Source organism: Pseudomonas sp. AC355 (genome assembly GCF_979258205.1).
The window spans coordinates 1,251,913-1,267,025 of record NZ_OZ409843.1; the positions used below are offsets into that span (position 1 = coordinate 1,251,913).

At 62.4% G+C, this 15,113-nt stretch carries 18 protein-coding genes and 1 riboswitch; of the genes, 6 read left to right on the forward strand and 12 right to left on the reverse strand.

The genetic code is table 11. The features are described from left to right. Positions 1-4: 4 nt before the first annotated feature. Entirely contained in the window at positions 5-865 is an 861-nt protein-coding gene (gene dapF / locus ACZ0AI_RS05950; RefSeq protein ID WP_463564973.1) for a diaminopimelate epimerase, read from the forward strand. On the opposite strand, the gene ACZ0AI_RS05955 is transcribed toward dapF, so the two are convergent. Continuing rightward, a complete protein-coding gene (locus tag ACZ0AI_RS05955) occupies positions 862-1,758 on the reverse strand; it encodes a bile acid:sodium symporter family protein (RefSeq protein WP_463564974.1) in 897 nt (298 codons plus the stop codon). The genes dapF and ACZ0AI_RS05955 overlap by 4 nt on opposite strands. Before the next feature lie 196 nt (positions 1,759-1,954). Between ACZ0AI_RS05955 and ACZ0AI_RS05960 the strand changes: the two genes are divergently transcribed. The 3 genes from ACZ0AI_RS05960 to ACZ0AI_RS05970 all read left to right on the forward strand — a co-directional run bounded on the left by ACZ0AI_RS05960 (position 1,955) and on the right by ACZ0AI_RS05970 (position 5,169). Then, entirely contained in the window at positions 1,955-2,959 is a 1,005-nt protein-coding gene (locus ACZ0AI_RS05960; RefSeq protein ID WP_463564975.1) for an NADP-dependent oxidoreductase, read from the forward strand. 190 nt (positions 2,960-3,149) lie between these two features. Beyond that, positions 3,150-3,557, forward strand: coding sequence for a hypothetical protein (locus ACZ0AI_RS05965; protein ID WP_463564976.1), 408 nt, complete (start codon positions 3,150-3,152; stop codon positions 3,555-3,557). A gap of 472 nt (positions 3,558-4,029) precedes the next feature. Beyond that, a complete protein-coding gene (locus tag ACZ0AI_RS05970) occupies positions 4,030-5,169 on the forward strand; it encodes a mechanosensitive ion channel family protein (RefSeq protein ID WP_225832095.1) in 1,140 nt (379 codons plus the stop codon). A 79-nt stretch (positions 5,170-5,248) separates the two neighbouring features. Here ACZ0AI_RS05970 and ACZ0AI_RS05975 read toward each other — a convergent pair whose 3' ends face one another. The 7 genes from ACZ0AI_RS05975 to ACZ0AI_RS06005 form a co-directional block, all read right to left on the reverse strand. Next, complete coding sequence (locus ACZ0AI_RS05975; protein ID WP_463570116.1) at positions 5,249-5,635, reverse strand: hypothetical protein; 387 nt, start codon at positions 5,633-5,635, stop codon at positions 5,249-5,251. Positions 5,636-5,713: 78 nt separating this feature from the next. Further along, positions 5,714-6,232, reverse strand: a complete 519-nt coding sequence (locus tag ACZ0AI_RS05980; RefSeq protein WP_463564978.1) for a DUF5677 domain-containing protein — start codon at positions 6,230-6,232, stop codon at positions 5,714-5,716. Between the two features lie 187 nt (positions 6,233-6,419). Beyond that, a complete protein-coding gene (locus ACZ0AI_RS05985) occupies positions 6,420-7,631 on the reverse strand; it encodes an MFS transporter (RefSeq protein WP_463564979.1) in 1,212 nt (403 codons plus the stop codon). A gap of 7 nt (positions 7,632-7,638) precedes the next feature. After that, on the reverse strand, positions 7,639-8,073 hold the full coding sequence (locus ACZ0AI_RS05990) for a pseudoazurin (protein WP_463564980.1): 435 nt from the start codon (positions 8,071-8,073) through the stop codon (positions 7,639-7,641). A 13-nt stretch (positions 8,074-8,086) separates the two neighbouring features. Then, positions 8,087-8,854, reverse strand: a complete 768-nt coding sequence (locus ACZ0AI_RS05995) for an ABC transporter ATP-binding protein (RefSeq protein ID WP_463564981.1) — start codon at positions 8,852-8,854, stop codon at positions 8,087-8,089. Beyond that, a complete protein-coding gene (locus ACZ0AI_RS06000) occupies positions 8,851-9,885 on the reverse strand; it encodes a FecCD family ABC transporter permease (RefSeq protein ID WP_463564982.1) in 1,035 nt (344 codons plus the stop codon). The genes ACZ0AI_RS05995 and ACZ0AI_RS06000 overlap by 4 nt, the downstream gene beginning before the upstream one ends. Continuing rightward, on the reverse strand, positions 9,882-10,898 hold the full coding sequence (locus ACZ0AI_RS06005; protein WP_463564983.1) for an ABC transporter substrate-binding protein: 1,017 nt from the start codon (positions 10,896-10,898) through the stop codon (positions 9,882-9,884). Before ACZ0AI_RS06005 ends, ACZ0AI_RS06000 begins: the two co-directional genes overlap by 4 nt. Positions 10,899-11,072: 174 nt before the next feature. Then, a riboswitch (cobalamin riboswitch) is annotated at positions 11,073-11,268 on the reverse strand. 280 nt (positions 11,269-11,548) lie between these two features. Here ACZ0AI_RS06005 and ACZ0AI_RS06010 point away from each other — a divergent pair. Together ACZ0AI_RS06010 and ykgO are read left to right on the forward strand one after the other, a co-directional pair. Continuing rightward, positions 11,549-11,809, forward strand: coding sequence for a type B 50S ribosomal protein L31 (locus ACZ0AI_RS06010; protein ID WP_463564984.1), 261 nt, complete (start codon positions 11,549-11,551; stop codon positions 11,807-11,809). Beyond that, the gene (ykgO, locus tag ACZ0AI_RS06015) at positions 11,806-11,961 is read left to right on the forward strand and encodes a type B 50S ribosomal protein L36 (protein WP_225832077.1); all 156 of its coding nucleotides are present in this window, start codon (positions 11,806-11,808) and stop codon (positions 11,959-11,961) included. The genes ACZ0AI_RS06010 and ykgO overlap by 4 nt, the downstream gene beginning before the upstream one ends. Positions 11,962-12,179: 218 nt before the next feature. Here the strand turns inward: ykgO and ACZ0AI_RS06020 are convergent, their stop codons facing one another. From ACZ0AI_RS06020 to ACZ0AI_RS06035, 4 genes are read right to left on the reverse strand one after another with little or no spacing between them, the layout of a single operon-like run. Next, on the reverse strand, positions 12,180-12,473 hold the full coding sequence (locus ACZ0AI_RS06020; protein ID WP_463564985.1) for a DUF971 domain-containing protein: 294 nt from the start codon (positions 12,471-12,473) through the stop codon (positions 12,180-12,182). Beyond that, entirely contained in the window at positions 12,470-13,450 is a 981-nt protein-coding gene (locus ACZ0AI_RS06025) for a HEAT repeat domain-containing protein (protein ID WP_463564986.1), read from the reverse strand. Before ACZ0AI_RS06025 ends, ACZ0AI_RS06020 begins: the two co-directional genes overlap by 4 nt. Beyond that, a complete protein-coding gene (locus tag ACZ0AI_RS06030; protein ID WP_463564987.1) occupies positions 13,447-14,301 on the reverse strand; it encodes an ABC transporter ATP-binding protein in 855 nt (284 codons plus the stop codon). Before ACZ0AI_RS06030 ends, ACZ0AI_RS06025 begins: the two co-directional genes overlap by 4 nt. After that, positions 14,301-15,083: an ABC transporter permease gene (locus tag ACZ0AI_RS06035; RefSeq protein ID WP_463564988.1), complete on the reverse strand. Its 783-nt coding sequence runs from the start codon at positions 15,081-15,083 to the stop codon at positions 14,301-14,303. The genes ACZ0AI_RS06030 and ACZ0AI_RS06035 overlap by 1 nt, the downstream gene beginning before the upstream one ends. Between the last annotated feature and the right edge of the window lie 30 nt (positions 15,084-15,113).

Below are 15,113 nucleotides of genomic sequence, written 5' to 3' on the forward strand. Positions count from 1 at the left end.
AGACATGCCGTTGAGCTTTCACAAGATGCACGCCAACGGCGATGACTTCGTGGTGGTCGACTCACGCAACTCGACCAACCCAGTGGCAGGCGCCCTGGCTCGACGCCTGGGTGATCGCAACTGCGGCATCGGCTTCAATCAACTGGCGGTAATACTTGATTGCGCTGATGCCGACGCACGCCTGACGTTCTGGAACACCGATGGTTCGATGCTGGATGCCTGCGGTAGCGCGACGCGTGGCGTTGCAGACCTGCTGATGCGCGAGTCGAACAGCACCAGGCTGGTACTGCGCAGCAACCGTGGTCTGCTGACCTGCGAACGGATCAGCAATGGAGCCATTGCCGTGAGCATGGGGGAGCCGCTGTTCGGCTGGGCGGATATTCCTCTGGCAGAGGAGCACGATACCGCAGCTTTGCCGCTCGCCGGCGACCCAGCGGCCTGCAGCATGGGCAATCCGCACTGCACCTATTTCGTCGATGACCTGACAGCGCTGGATATCGCCACGCTCGGGCCGGCGCTAGAGATCAACCCGCTGTTCCCCCGCAAAACCAACGTGCACTTCGTGCAGATCATCGACCGCAAACGCATCAGGCTACGCATCTGGGAACGCGGCGGCGGTATTCCCCTAGGCTCAGGGTCTTGCTCCTGCGGTGCCGCGGTCAACGGCATGCGCCGCGGCCTGCTGGACGACACCGTCGACGTGGAATGTGATGGCGGAACAGTGACGGTTCACTGGGATGGCAGCGGCCCGGTATTTCTCACCGGGCCGGTAGCGCACTGCTTTTCCGGCGTTATCGCGGATAGCGTATTGGCCACGACCAGCACCGGACTACCTGAAACCCATACCCGAAGCGCTCATTTCTAGGCACTACGCTCAGCCTCCGTCGCCAGCTGCTTGCCATGGGCCGCATTCACCCACCAGCCGAACGCCGCGGCGGTGAAGAACATGATGATGCTGTACAGCGCAGCGGGAATCGCCATGGTGCTGTTGTTGAGTAATACCGGGCTGAGCGCCAGGGCGATGGCCAGAGTGCCGTTGTGGATGCCGATCTCCATGCCGATGGCGATGGCCTGCCGCAGGCTGAGCTTGAGCAGGCGCGGCACGAAGTAGCCCACCGCCAGACTCAGCAGATTGAATGCCAGGGCCGCCGCACCGACTATCGGTGCGTATTCGAGCACCGTCTGCCAGTCCTTGACGAGTGCCAGGACGATGATCAGCAGCAAAAACAGCGCCGAGATGATCTTCACCGGGTTTTCCATACGCATGGCGAAACCGGGAAAGCGGCTGCGCAGGAACATGCCGATGGCCACCGGCCCCAGCACGATGGCGAAAACCTGAACCACCTTGGCGAACTGCAGTGGAATCGCCTGATCTCCCTCCATGAAGTAGGCCAGCGACAGGTTGACGATAAAGGGCATGGTCAGCACCGCAACGACCGAGTTCACTGCAGTCAGGGTGATGTTCAGTGCGACGTCGCCATGGGCCAGGTGGCTATACAGATTGGCGGAGGTGCCTCCAGGCGACGCGGCCAGCAGCATCATGCCCACGGCCAGGGCGGGCGCTAGGCCGAATGCCTGCACCATGAAGAAACAGGCCACTGGCAACAGCAGCAATTGGCAGAACAGACCAATCAGCACCGGCTTGGGGTACTTCACCACCCGGGCGAAATCCGCCAGGGTCAGGGACAAGCCCAGGCCGAGCATGATGATGCCCAGAGCCAGGGGAAGAAACACGCTCAGCAAAGGACTTGCAGTCATCGATACATCTCCGTGGTCAGACTTCCGTGATCGTGATCCACACTGTAGCGGGCAATCGTCAGCCCGCGCATGGGGCGTTGCAGCAAACCCAGCCCCATCAGTTCGATGGATCGGTAGACATTCGGCCACTGCGACATCCTTGTCCAATGCCCCGGTGAGGATTATCACCACTGCTTATTTCAACGGAGGTTTTTCCATGTCCACTCAGCTCAACCGCCAGTTTCTGCTCGCCAAACGCCCGACCGGCATGGTCAGCCGCGATACGTTCGATTACGTGGAAAAACCGGTCGGCGAACCTGGCAGCGGGCAGATCCTGGTCAAGAATCTCTATCTGTCGCTGGATCCGGCCATGCGCGGCTGGATGAACGAGGGCAAGTCCTACATCGCACCAGTTAGCCTGGGCGATGTGATGCGCGCGCTTGGCGTCGGTGAAGTGATTGCGTCCAACCACCCGGACTATGCCGTCGGCGATCACGTCAACGGCGCCCTGGGTGTGCAGGACTACTTCCTCGGCGAGCCTAGGGGCTTCTACAAGGTCGATCCGCAGCGTGCGCCATTGCCGGTTTACTTGTCGGCCCTCGGCATGACGGGCATGACCGCTTACTTCGCCCTGCTCGACGTCGGCACGCCGAAGAGCGGCGACACCGTGGTGCTTTCCGGTGCAGCCGGAGCAGTGGGCAGCATTGCCGGGCAGATCGCCAAGCTCAAGGGCTGCCGGGTCATCGGCATCGCCGGTGGCGCGGAAAAATGCGCCTACCTGACCGATGAGCTGGGCTTCGATGCGGCCATCGACTACAAGAGCGAGTCGCTGCCCGAGGCGCTCAAGCGCGAGTGTCCGAAAGGCATCGATGTGTACTTCGACAACGTCGGTGGCGACACCCTGGATGCAGTACTCGGCCGCCTCGCCCCCAAGGCGCGCATCGTCATCTGCGGCGCCATCAGCCAGTACAACAACAAGGAAGCGGTCAAGGGCCCGGCCAACTACCTGTCCCTGCTGGTCAACCGCGCACGCATGGAGGGCTTCGTGGTAATGGATCACGCCGCCAACTTCGCCAGCGCAGCGGCAGAAATCGGCGGTTGGCTGGTCAGCGGCAAGGTCAAATCCAAGGAGCACGTGGTCGAGGGCCTGGAAACCTTCCCGGAAACCCTGCTCAAGCTGTTCAAAGGGGAAAACTTCGGCAAACTGGTGCTCAAGGTCTGAGACCCGCTCGGCGAGCGGCACCCCTGCCGCTCGCTGGTGACGACTCGCAACCTGTACGCAGTGATAACAAACCAAAAAAAGATGGCCATGAGCCATTAAATGGCTTGAGTCGTTGCAGACAGTTCGGGTAGTTTCGCCGCCATGCTGTTCGCCCATCGGGGCCGGCTGATCCTTCACGCCAGGAGCCCTGATGGAACTCGTCTTCACTGTCATCGCCATCATGCTGGTAGGTGCCGCCTACCTGCTGTTTCACTATCTGCGCGGCGGTGCGGCGCAGTGCCGTCGGCCCATAACCGAATGGCTGGCGAGCTACCAGACATCCAGCCCGGTTGAGCAGCACGAGATGGCTGAAGTGCTGGTGCGGCGATCCATGCGCCTAGCGGCCAATATGGGCGTGCAGATTGACCTCGATGACCTGATCGCCAACGGTAAGGAACCTACAGAGCTGATTGCCGCGTGGCAGGCTCGACTGCCCAGCGTCATACCTGCGGCCTATCTACCAGGCACCCCGGCGAGTACCGTCGGCGCCCTGCTGTTGATTCAGCAGGTCGAACCGTCGCGCTTTCATGAATTGCTCGGGCAATCCGCTGCAGGCTGAAACAAGCCAGTCCCTGGCCATCGGCAACGATAGCGAACGGAGTTCCGAAGCATCGATACGCCGCCGATCGGCGAGCGGATCGATGATTGCGCAGAACGTCAAAGGCTGCGCATGAGGATGATCGGCAAGGCGGTGAACAGTGCGGTGACCAGAAGCAGAATCATCAGCAGATCCAGGCTATAAAAAGTCACGTCATCCTCCAGGCGAGCATACATGGTGCTCGCATCAGGTTTAACAGCTCAGTACCGCGTACGCGGCAAGAGTGCCATTGACTCGCGGCACGGCAGGTCGCGTCCGGTGTGACTGAACGTCACCTGAAGCCCTCGCCGCTGATCGCCTGTACACCATAGCTCAGACCTCCGTTTGTCACACGCTGGCGCGCCGCCAGAGGAAAACCGGCGAACCATTGATGGGAACTTCTCAGCCCTGAGGCCTACAGAAACCTGTATCGGCTTTATCAGGAGAACCCCGAATGGAACAGTGGAACATCTGGTTCGATCGCGAATTATGGCTCGGCGTCGGCATCGTGGTGATCGCTACCGCCGTGATCTACACCGTGCTGCGCACCGTAGTCGGCATCGTGCACAAGCGCCTTGTCACGTGGTCAAAAGGCCAGGACGGCAACTGGCAGCATTTCGTCGCAGTGGTGATCGGGCGTACCAGCCGCTTGCTGCTGCTCGCCTTCTCGCTGCTGCTGGCCCTGCGCCTGCCGGATCTGCCCGGCAGTTGGCAGGCCGCCCTGAGCCACACCTGGTTCGTCGCCCTCGCCCTGCAGATCGCTCTGTGGGTAGATACCGGCGTGCGCCTGTGGGCGCGCAGCCTGGTGGTCGGCAAGAATGGCAGCATCGGCTTCAATCCGGTGATGACCACCATCATCAGCATCATGGTGCTGATCGTGGTGTGGTCGGTAATGCTGCTGTCGATCCTCGCCAACCTGGGCGTGGATATCACAGCGCTGGTTGCCAGTATGGGTGTCGGCGGTATTGCGATTGCCCTTGCAGTGCAGACGGTACTCGGCGACATATTCGCCTCGCTATCGATTGGCGTCGACAAGCCATTCGAGATCGGCGATTTCGTGGTGTTCGGCGAAGTGGCCGGGAGCATCGAACATATCGGCCTGAAAACCACGCGCATCCGCAGCCTCAGCGGCGAGCAGGTGGTGTGTGCCAACGCCGACCTGCTGCGCCAGATCGTGCACAACTACAAGCGCATGGACACGCGACGCATCGTCTTCAAGTTCGGGGTCAGCTACGACACCCCGAGCGACAAGGTTCGCCAGGTATCGGAAAAGGTCGGCGACATCATCCGTGCCACCCCGAAGGCCAAGTTCGACCGCGCGCACTTTCTCGGCTTCGACGAGAGCCAGCTGACCTTCGAAGTGGTCTACATCGTGCAGAGCTCGGACTACAACCAGTACATGGACATCCAGCAGGAGATCAACCTGCAACTGCTCGATGCCCTGCGCGAACTGGATGTGCGCTTCGCCCTGCCGCGTCGCGATCTGCGTTTGGTGGGTGAAAAGATGCCGACGCTGAAAGTCGCCGGTTTGCCGCAGCACGAACAGCAGGACGATTCGGCCGAGCGCGATCAGCGACTGCCACGTTTCAGCTAAAGCCAGTGGGTGGAAAACCGTAAAGGTTCTCCACCCGCCATGGCCAACGCCTCGCTGTCGAAAGCCGTCGTTGCCCGGCCTAGCGGCAACCCGTCATACGGTTGCAGTTGACCCGGTCTCTCTCGCCCTTGGAGCTGGAAAGCCGGCTAACCACGTTCCAGCCGATCCACCGGCTGGAACCCACCCATAGCTCACCATTGCTGCTGACACCGGTGAACAGCTGCAGGCGCCCATAGGTGGTGCTGGTCTGCGCCCAGGTCTGCCCGCTGATGACATCGAAGCCACGCATCAGCGTGTCGTTACCGCGCTGAACGATGCCGTAGTGATTGCCGAAACGATCCGTGCAATTGAGCATCGTGGCACTGCGAGTGCAGCCCATGGCGTCGCCAGGCAGCGTAAAAGCGGCATGAGCAGACAACGTAAAAGCCAACAACAGAAAACCACCCGCCGCTAACTGACGAAACAACAACACAAGCATCTCCAAGGGGGTTCATACACGTTTCTACTGAGCCACGTTCTTACCCTATGGCTAGCAGCAATCTATTCAAGCCTGGCTATTCTCCAAAAAACCAATCCCCAGGCTGATGAGTTTGGTCATGTTTTCCAGTGTTTGCGCACCATCGGGATGGGTGCTTATTGAGGCGATGGTGGAGTGTGCATAGGTGGCCGACAATTCTCGATAGGCACTGTCATATCGTGAGCCCAGCAGCATGACGTCGGGCGCCTCCTCAGCACCTGATTGCTGATCCTCATCGGTAACCATTCTGAGGGTTTTGGCGATATCATTCTTACCTTGCAACAGCAGAGTATCGAGATGCTCGGGTTTCTTGATCAAGGCTGCCAGATTGATCAGATGCTCGATAGCTATTCGGTTGACAGCTGCGGCCTCTCTATCGAAGTCATTGTTGATCAACAGCAGAACGGCATCCGAGTTGGAGATGATGTTTTCCAGAAACTTCAGCGCTACCTTCTCATGGGCGGCGATAAAACGACCCTCCAGCCGCTCAACCAACTCATTAGCGCTGAAGATCATATCCCTTAGCCTGACTCTTTCCTGTGTCATACGACCTCCTCGTTGCGAATTAATGATCCAACCGTCATTAGCGATCTGAAGTCTGTTCAACGCCACTCAGCTTAGAGCCTATTCGCCATCGAGGCGACGTTCTGCGCCTGGGCGCTTTCGGCGGCGGTGACCGGTGTCGAGAGGCAGAAAGTGGTAGTAGCGAGCAGGCGTGGGTACAGCCTGTTCATCAGGGCTCTTTGAGTGAACTCATATGCCGGGCCAGACCGAAAGCAGCAGCCAGACCGATACAGACCAGCGCCCACCAGAGTACCTGCGGCGGCGCCTGGTCAGCGGGCAGCAGCCGGCCGATCAGCACATTGCCGAACAACGCTGCCAGCCCGCCCACACCGGCGAAGAAGCCGTAATAAGCGGCAAGTTGCCCGCGCCGGGCGTAATGAGGCACATGGGCCGACAGCAGCGGCAGCACCAGCAGGCTGCCGAGGCTAAGCAAAGCGGCCATCAGCAGAACCGCCCAATACGGGGTCAACAGACTGGCGAAAGGTTCGGCCAGCAGCGCGTAGCTAACCGCCATCAACGCTAGACCGAGGCCCATGCCCTGTCCCTCGCTGAGCCAACGCTGGCGTAGCGCGCTGAGGGGCATCTGCAGCAACACGCCGACCAACGCGGTGATAACGAATACTCGCGTGATCCATGCCTGCCCGCCGCCGTGGGCGTGGCTGTAGGCCGGGATCGCCAGATAAAGTGGATGGAACAGCAGTGGATAGGCTGCCGCCAACACGGCGAAGCGCAAGAATGGCCACTGCTGCAGCATATCCAGGCACTGGCGCAGCATGGTCACTGGCTCGTCACCGGACACCAGCTCCTTCCTCGGCAGGAAGCGCCACTGCACCAGGGTCATGAGCAGAAACAGCCCGGCTGCCACGCTGCCGGACACCGCGAAATCGATGCCGATCAGCAGCAGACCTGCCAGCGGCCCGAGCAGCATGCCCGCGGTGCTGGCCATGTTCTGCAGAGCGAATGCTCGCTTGCGCTGCTGCATGTCCTGGCACTCGTCGGCCAGGTAGGCCTGGGCACAAGGCGTGAACAGCGCACCGGCGAAACCGCTAACGCAGGCGGCCAGCAGCAGAACCGCCAGGCTTTCCGAGAAGCCGAGCACGGCAAACCCCACGCAGCGCACCAGGCAACCGATGAGAATGGCGCGACGGTAGCCGATGCGGTCACCCAGCAAGCCACCGAACAGGAACAACCCCTGCTGGCTGAACACGCGGATACCGAGCACCAGGCCCACCGCCCACCCCGCCAACCCCAGGCTCTCGCTGAGGTGCCCGGCCAGATACGGCACCAGCATGTAGAAGCCGAAGTTGAACGCCAGGCTGTTGAGCACCAGCACCCGTGCGGCGGGTGACAGGCTGGCGAAGGTATCCAGCACTCGGCTCATGGCTGGCTCATTTACTCGCGCGCTGGACGATCTGCTCCAGCCGCTGCTTGGCCCGCGCCGGCAGTTGCGCGGGAATCTGCGCCTCGCTGACCGGCTGATCACCGACCTGAATGAGCATCACCATGCCCATCGCCAGGTGCGGAATGCACTGGATGCCATAGAGCCCTGCTTCACTGAAGGTCACTTCGACCTCTTCGTTGATCTTGCCCTTGAACGGCTCGGCCCCCTCCGGCAGGAAGCCGGGGATGCTGGCGGCGTTATGGGTCGGATGCGTGGCGATGAACTTGACGCTGTCACCTGGGGCAATGGCCAGAAAATCCGGTTCATAGACCATCGAACCGGACTCCCCACGGTTGAGCATCTTCACTTCGTGGGTTTCGGCCAATGCCGGAGCTGCGAATACAAGCGTAGCGAGCAAAGCGAAAAACGGCGAAAAACGCATAAAAAGACTCGTCTCAGATAGGTTGGAAGCGCAGCACCCGGGCACCGTCTTCGGGGTCGACCAGGTAGCGGGCGCGTACGCCGAAGGTGTCACGCAAACGGTCTGTCGTCAGCACCTCGGCCGGTGCCCCCAACGCCACCAGTCGACCACGCTCCATCACCCCGAGGCGGTCGCATTCGAGTGCCTGGTTGAGGTCATGCAAAGCGATCAGCGTAGTCACCGGCAGCGTGCGCACCAGATTGAGGATCGACAGCTGGTGCTGGATATCCAGATGGTTGGTGGGCTCGTCGAGCAGCAGGATCTGCGGTTTCTGCGCCAGCGCCCGGGCGATGTGCACGCGCTGCCGTTCACCACCCGACAGGGTGCTCCAGGCTCGCTCCGGCATTTCGGCCATGTCCACGTCGGCCAGTGCCTGAACGACGATCCGTTCGTCCTCCGCCGACCAGGGCTGCAAGGCCGACAGCCAGGGCGTACGGCCCAGCTCGACGGCATCGCGCACCGTCACCGCATCACCGGTGTCGGCCTGTTGCTCGACGAATGCCAACTGGCGGGCGACATCGCGGCGACTCAGGCCACCTAGCGGCTTGCCCTGCAGGTGTACACGACCACTGCCCGGTGTGCGGATGCCGGACAGCAGCTTGAGCAAGGTCGACTTCCCCGAACCATTGGGACCGATCAGACCGAGCGTCTCGCCCTGGCGCAATTGCAGGTCGACGCCGGCGACGATCGCCCTTCCCTTCACCGACCAGCCCAAGTCGCTGCACTGCAGCACCGTACTCACCGCACCCGCCTCCCACGTACCAGAATCACCGCGAAGGCCGGCGCGCCGATCAACGCGGTGACCACGCCAATCGGCAGTACCTGCCCCTTGATCACCGTACGCGACAGCACGTCGGCGGCGATCAGGAACACCGCGCCGGTCAGGGCTGCGACCGGCACCAGCCGGCCATGCCGCACGCCGACCAGCAGCCGTGCAGCGTGAGGAATCACCAGGCCTACGAAACCGATGGAGCCGACGATCGACACCATCACCGCCGTGACCAGCGCCGCGCAGGCGATCAGCGTGGCCTGTACCCGGCGCACCGGTACGCCCAGCGACGCCGCCGATTCGGCACCGAAGGTGAAGGCATCCAGGGCGCGGGTATGCCAGGCCACCAGCAGCACCCCGGCCAGCGCCACGGGCACGGCCAGGGCGACATCGTGCCAGTTGACGCCGCTGAGGTTGCCGAGCAGCCAGAACATGATGCCCCGGGCCTGCTCGGCGCTGGCCGACTTGGTGATCAGGAACGAGGTCAGTGCATTGAACAACTGGGAGCCGGCGATGCCAGCGAGAATGATCTGCCCGGTGCCATTCAGCGCGCCGCCGCCCGCTGCCCGCGCCAGCAATGCGACCAGGCTGAAGGCGGCGATTGCGCCAATGAAGGCGCCCATCGAAAGCGACAGCATGCCCGCGCCGAGCCCCAGCAGCGCCACCGAAACCGCTCCGGTGGAAGCACCGGCGGAAATCCCCAACAAATAAGGATCGGCCAGTGGATTGCGCAGCAGCGCCTGCAGCACCACCCCACACACCGACAGCCCGGCGCCGCAACAGGCGGCGACCAGGGCGCGGGTCAGGCGGTAGTTCCAGACGATGCCCTCGTCGATCGGGTCGAGCACGAAGCCTGCCCCGAACAACTTGTTGGCCAGCACCTGGAAGACCACCGACAGCGGAATACGGGTCTCCCCCAGCGCCACACCGACGACCACCGCTACGGCCAGCAACAGCAGGCAGATGATGGTGAGCAGGAACAGGCGGGAGCCGCGAGCAATCATTTCTGCAGATCGAACCCGTCAACGGCCTTCGCCAGGGTTTCGATGCCGGTGACCATGCGCAGCGAAGCCTGCATGCCGTCAGCATCGAGAATCACGATGCGGCCGTTCTTCACGGCATCCATGTGCTTGGCGACCGGATCATTACGCAGGAATTCGAGTTTCTTCTCCACGTCGTCAGCCGGGAAACGGCGGCGATCCATGCGCGCGAGTACCAGCACGGTCGGGTTGGCCTTGGCCAGGGTTTCCCAGCCGACCGTCGGCCACTCTTCGCTGGACTCGACCACGTTGCGCAGGCCCAGCGACTTCATCATGGTGTCGGCGACGCCTTTCTGGCCGGCCATGTAGGGATCGAGATCCAGATCGGCGCTGGAGAACCAGAACGCAGCGGAGATTTGCTTGGCCTGACGCTGCCCGGCGTTGGCGACCGCTTTGCCGAGCCTGTCCTGCAGACTGGCGACCAGCTTGTCGCCCTCAGCCTGCACGTCGAAGATTTGCGCCAGTTGCTGCACGCTCTTGTACAGGCTGTCGATCTGGAAAGGCTGCAGGCGGGTACCGTCGGCACCGACCAGATTGTCCTTGCCCTCGCAGTCGGACGGCATGATGTAGGTGGGAATCTTCAGCTCGTGAAACTGCTCACGGGTGCCGACCACGCCCTGCTTGCCAACCATCCACTCGAACTGCACGGCCACCAGACCGGGGCGCTTGTTGATCACCGACTCGAAGCTCGGGTCATTGTCGGCCAGCCGCTCGACCTTGGCGTTCTGCGTCTCGAACTCGGGCAGCACGTTGCTGAACCACAGCGAGGTACCCACCAGGCGGTCGCCAAGCCCGAGGGAATAGAGAATTTCTGTGCCGGCTTGGCCGATGGTCACGGCGCTCTTGGGCGCAGCGGCGAAGCTCAGTTCATGGCCGCAGTTCTCGAGGGTCAGGGGATACTGAGTCGGGGCGGCGGCCAGCGCCATCGAAGACAGGCCAAGGGTGGCGGCCAGAACGGCAAAACGAGACACGGTCATGCGGGTGATCTCCCAATCAACAGATACGCATAAATGGCAGTGCGCAGGCTGGAGAACACATCACGCCAAGCGGCCATGGCCGCACCTGTCCCTAAGGAAGGTGATTACGGATGCCCCTCCCGGACACCCCGCCGGCTGGTTCGATTGCAGCGCCCGAGCAGGGCTGCACTGCAGCTGCTCAGACCTATGCCGGCAGGTCTCCTGACTGGTACGTCGTGGCAACGCTGCGGCCTTCCCGGATTCGAACCCAGTGACACTAATGCAACGATGCTCAGTACCTACAGTTGCGGGGGCAGTTCCGTTTGGCCACCAGAGGTGGCGACGGATTCCCTATTAATTCCTCGCGGAAACCGGCGGGCGGCATCTTAAACGATTAGGTCGCTCCCCTGCAGCGCTTCGCTGGAGTTTCTGCGCATTCATCCCAACAAGCCGGAAGCCAGTGCAGCACTTGTACGGCTAATTTCGGCGGCCATTATTGTTACAACATAACAATTTAGCAAGTCCAGTTCAGCGCTCATTTCAGCTTCTGATCTGGAAGATCCGAGGGCCGATTGAGGCCTGCGGGAAAAATCCAGATTCGGGCTTGAAATGAGAACAAAAATCAATAAGACTGAATATTGTTACTTTATAACGTATTTATTGGAGCACTTATGAAACCTGGTATCCACCCTGAATATCGCCCCGTTCTATTCCACGACGTCTCGGCTGACGCCTACTGGCTGATCGGCTCCACGGTCAGCACCGACAAGACCCGCGAGCACAGCGACGGCAACGTCTACCCCTACGTCACGCTCGATATTTCCAGCGCCTCGCACCCGATCTACACCGGCCAGCAGCGCCAGACTGCAAGCGAAGGACGAGTGGCCGGCTTCAACAAGCGCTTCGCCGGTTTTGCAGGAGCCCGCTCATGAAAGTGCTCGCGTCGCTGCGCACCGCCAAATTGCGCCACCGCGATTGCCAGATCGTCAAACGTCGTGGCCGCATCTACGTGATCTGCAAGACCGAGCCACGCTTCAAGTGCGTGCAAGGCCGGCCCAAACCGCAGCGCAAGAACAAGGGGTAAGTGCCTGCATCAGCCTCTCGGCGCGATCGCAGCCGTCTCTCCAAGTCCGCGGCGCGACAACCATTCGCCCGCAAGCGGGCTCCTACAGTATCGAGGCGTCTGCAAAATGGATGTTCAGCGCCATTTCGGTGGGAGCGCCGCCCTCGGCGCGAATGCGATTGCGGTCATCCCGCGGCTGGCGCCGTGACGACCTGGCCATGCGACAAGCCCGGCCAACTTCAACCTGCCACCTCCCCCAGCTCACGCAAATAGCTCCAGGGATAGATGCCGCGGTCGTGGCCATCGTCGAATACCAGTTGCAGCCCATAGCCCTGAGGGTGGACTGCCGTGATGCGGACGCCATCCGGTGCCACGTCGATGCGCTGCGCCAGCCGGGCCGCCCGGCATTTCGAGCACGGGCACCCGGCGCGCAGGCGCCCGTGAGCAAGCACCTGTACCTGCCCTTGCCCCCACTCCACGGTCAATGTCGCTTGCGTGGCACTGTTATGTATTGCGACGGGTGCCTGGTTCATGGCTTTTGCAGGCGCAACTGGCCGATGGCGATACGCACCGCTTTGCGCACTTCCGGATCGGCATCGTGCTCAACAGCCAGCAATGCTGGCAGTGCCTGAGCGTCGCCCAGCTCGCCAAGCGCCAGTGCGGACTCCTTGCGCAGGTTGCTGATCGCGTGCCCGAGCAGTTCCACCAGCGCCTCACGCGCCGCAGCGAATCGCAGGCGGCCGAGCGAGCGCACGGCACGCAGTCGTACCTGCCAATAGCTGTCGCCAAGCGCCTCCAGTAGCGCAGGGCCGGCGCCGGCCTGGCCGACTTTGCCGAGGGTGGTGGCTGCCTCCTCACGCACCTGCCATTCGCGATCCTTGAGCGCCGTCTGCAAAGCCGGCAGCACGCTGTCGTCGCTGGCCAGACCCAGCGCACCGGTGGCGGCGCGGCGTACTTCGGTATCGGCATCGTCACTGGCCAGGCGCGCCAGTTGGGGCAGCGCATCGACCTGTTTCAACCAACCGAGGATGCCTACCGCCTCACGGCGCACGAAGGCATCGCTGTCCTGCAGCGCGGCGACGGCAGTGGGTACGCTGTCGATCAGCCGCAACTCGCGCAGGGCTCGCAAGGCACTGGCGCGGACGAACGGGTCGGCATGGACAGCCCAGGGCAGCACCACGCGACCGGCATCGGCGGTTTTCAATTCACTGAGGCTCTGAGCTGCGGCGCCGCGCACGCGGGCGTCGGCATCGGTCAGCGCAGCGCACAGGGCATTTACCACCTCGGGCTCCTCCCAGGCTTCCAGCAGGCGAGCCGCCTCGGCGCGGACATCGGCGGATGCATCCCGGGTCAGTGCATGCGTCAGCCAGGGCAAGGCTTCTGGCTCTTCCAGATCGGCCAGCTCGATCAGGGCGATGCGGCGCACGCCAGCGTCCTCATCTTGCAGGCGTGGCAGCAGGTCGAGAATGTCGGGGTTATCGGTGCTTACATAGGTGCTCAGATCGGTCATAGGGCAACTCGCAATGGCGGATGTTCGGTGGGCAGCCCGAGCGGCGTCAGGCGTGGCAGCTCGCGGCCTTCTTCATGGCGCAGTAGCTCCAGGCAGTGGCGCTTGAGCTGCACGAATTCCGGGCTGGTCAACAGGCCCGCATGCCGCGGACGGCGGAAGTCCAGGCGCAGGTCTTCGATGAAGCGTCCCGGCCGCGGACTCATCACCAGAATGCGATCGGCCAGGAACAGGGCTTCGTCGATATCGTGGGTGACGAACACCACGGTGGTGCGCACCCTGCCCCAGATATCCAGCAGCAACTCCTGCATCTTGCTGCGGGTCTGCGCGTCCAGCGCACCGAAGGGTTCGTCCATCAGCAACAGGCGTGGACGATTGATCAGCACCCGGGCGATCTCGGCGCGCTGCTGCATGCCGCCGGAGAGCTGATTGGGCCAGCGCGCAGCAAAGTCCTGCAAGCCGACCAGGCTGAGAAACTCGCGCGCCCGCTGCTGCCGTTCAGCCTTGGCGATGCCCTGCATCTTCAGGCCGAAGGCGACGTTGTCGAGCACGCTGCGCCAAGGCAACAGGGTGTGATGCTGGAACACCATACCGCGCTGCGGTGACGGGCCATCCACCGCCTGGCCGTCGACTCGCAAGCTACCGGCGCTGGGCGTCAGGTGCCCGGCCAGGGCGCCGAGCAAAGTCGACTTGCCGCAGCCGGAGGGGCCAAGAATGCACACGAACTCGCCAGCGGCGATGGAGAAGTCCAGCGCCTGCACGGCTTCGAACGCCTGAGCGCCCTCGCCGAGGCGGATGGTCAGCTTTTCGATATCGATGCGTCCGGCCGACAGGCCGGTTTCATGAATGCTCATCAACGACGTCCTCCGCTGCGATACCAGGGCGTCAGCAGGCTACCGAGGCGCTTGACCAAAAGGCTGCTGCCCATGCCAAGCAGGCCGATCAGCAGCATGCCGACGATGATGTCCGGGTAGTTCTGGATGGTGTACGACTCCCAGGTGTAATAGCCGATGCCGAACTGCCCGGAGATCATTTCCGCAGTCACCAGGCAGAACCAGGAGGTACCCATGCCGATCGCCAGGCCGGTGACGATGCTCGGCGCAGCACCCGGGAGGATCACCTCGCGAAGGATCGCCAAGCGCCCTGCGCCCAGGCTGCGGGCCGACGCGATCAAGCGGGCATCGACGCCCTCCACACCGTGGACGGTATTGAGCAGCACCGGAAACAGCGCGCCGGTGAAGGTGATGAAGATCATCGACAGTTCTGACGAGGGAAACATCAGGATCGCCAGGGGAATCCAGGCCACGGCAGGAATCGGCCGCAGCACCTCCAGCGGAGGCAGCAGGCTGTCTTCAGCCCAGCGTGAGCGGCCGATGGCGATGCCCAGGGCGACGCCCAGCAGCGCTGCGATCAGATAACCGCTGAATACCCGCCCCAGGCTGGCACCGACGTGATCCCAGAGTCTGCTGGATTCGATCAGCGCGATGGCCGCATCGACCACCGACTCGGGCGTGGGCACGTAGATGAAGGTGAGCAGCCCCAGATCCAGGCGCGAGCTGGTCGCCACCTGCCAGAACAGCAGGCAGAACGCCAACGACGCCAGGCGCAACGGCCAACGGTGTAGAGAAGTCATCATCAGGCTCCAGTAAGGTGCTGCGCCACGGGA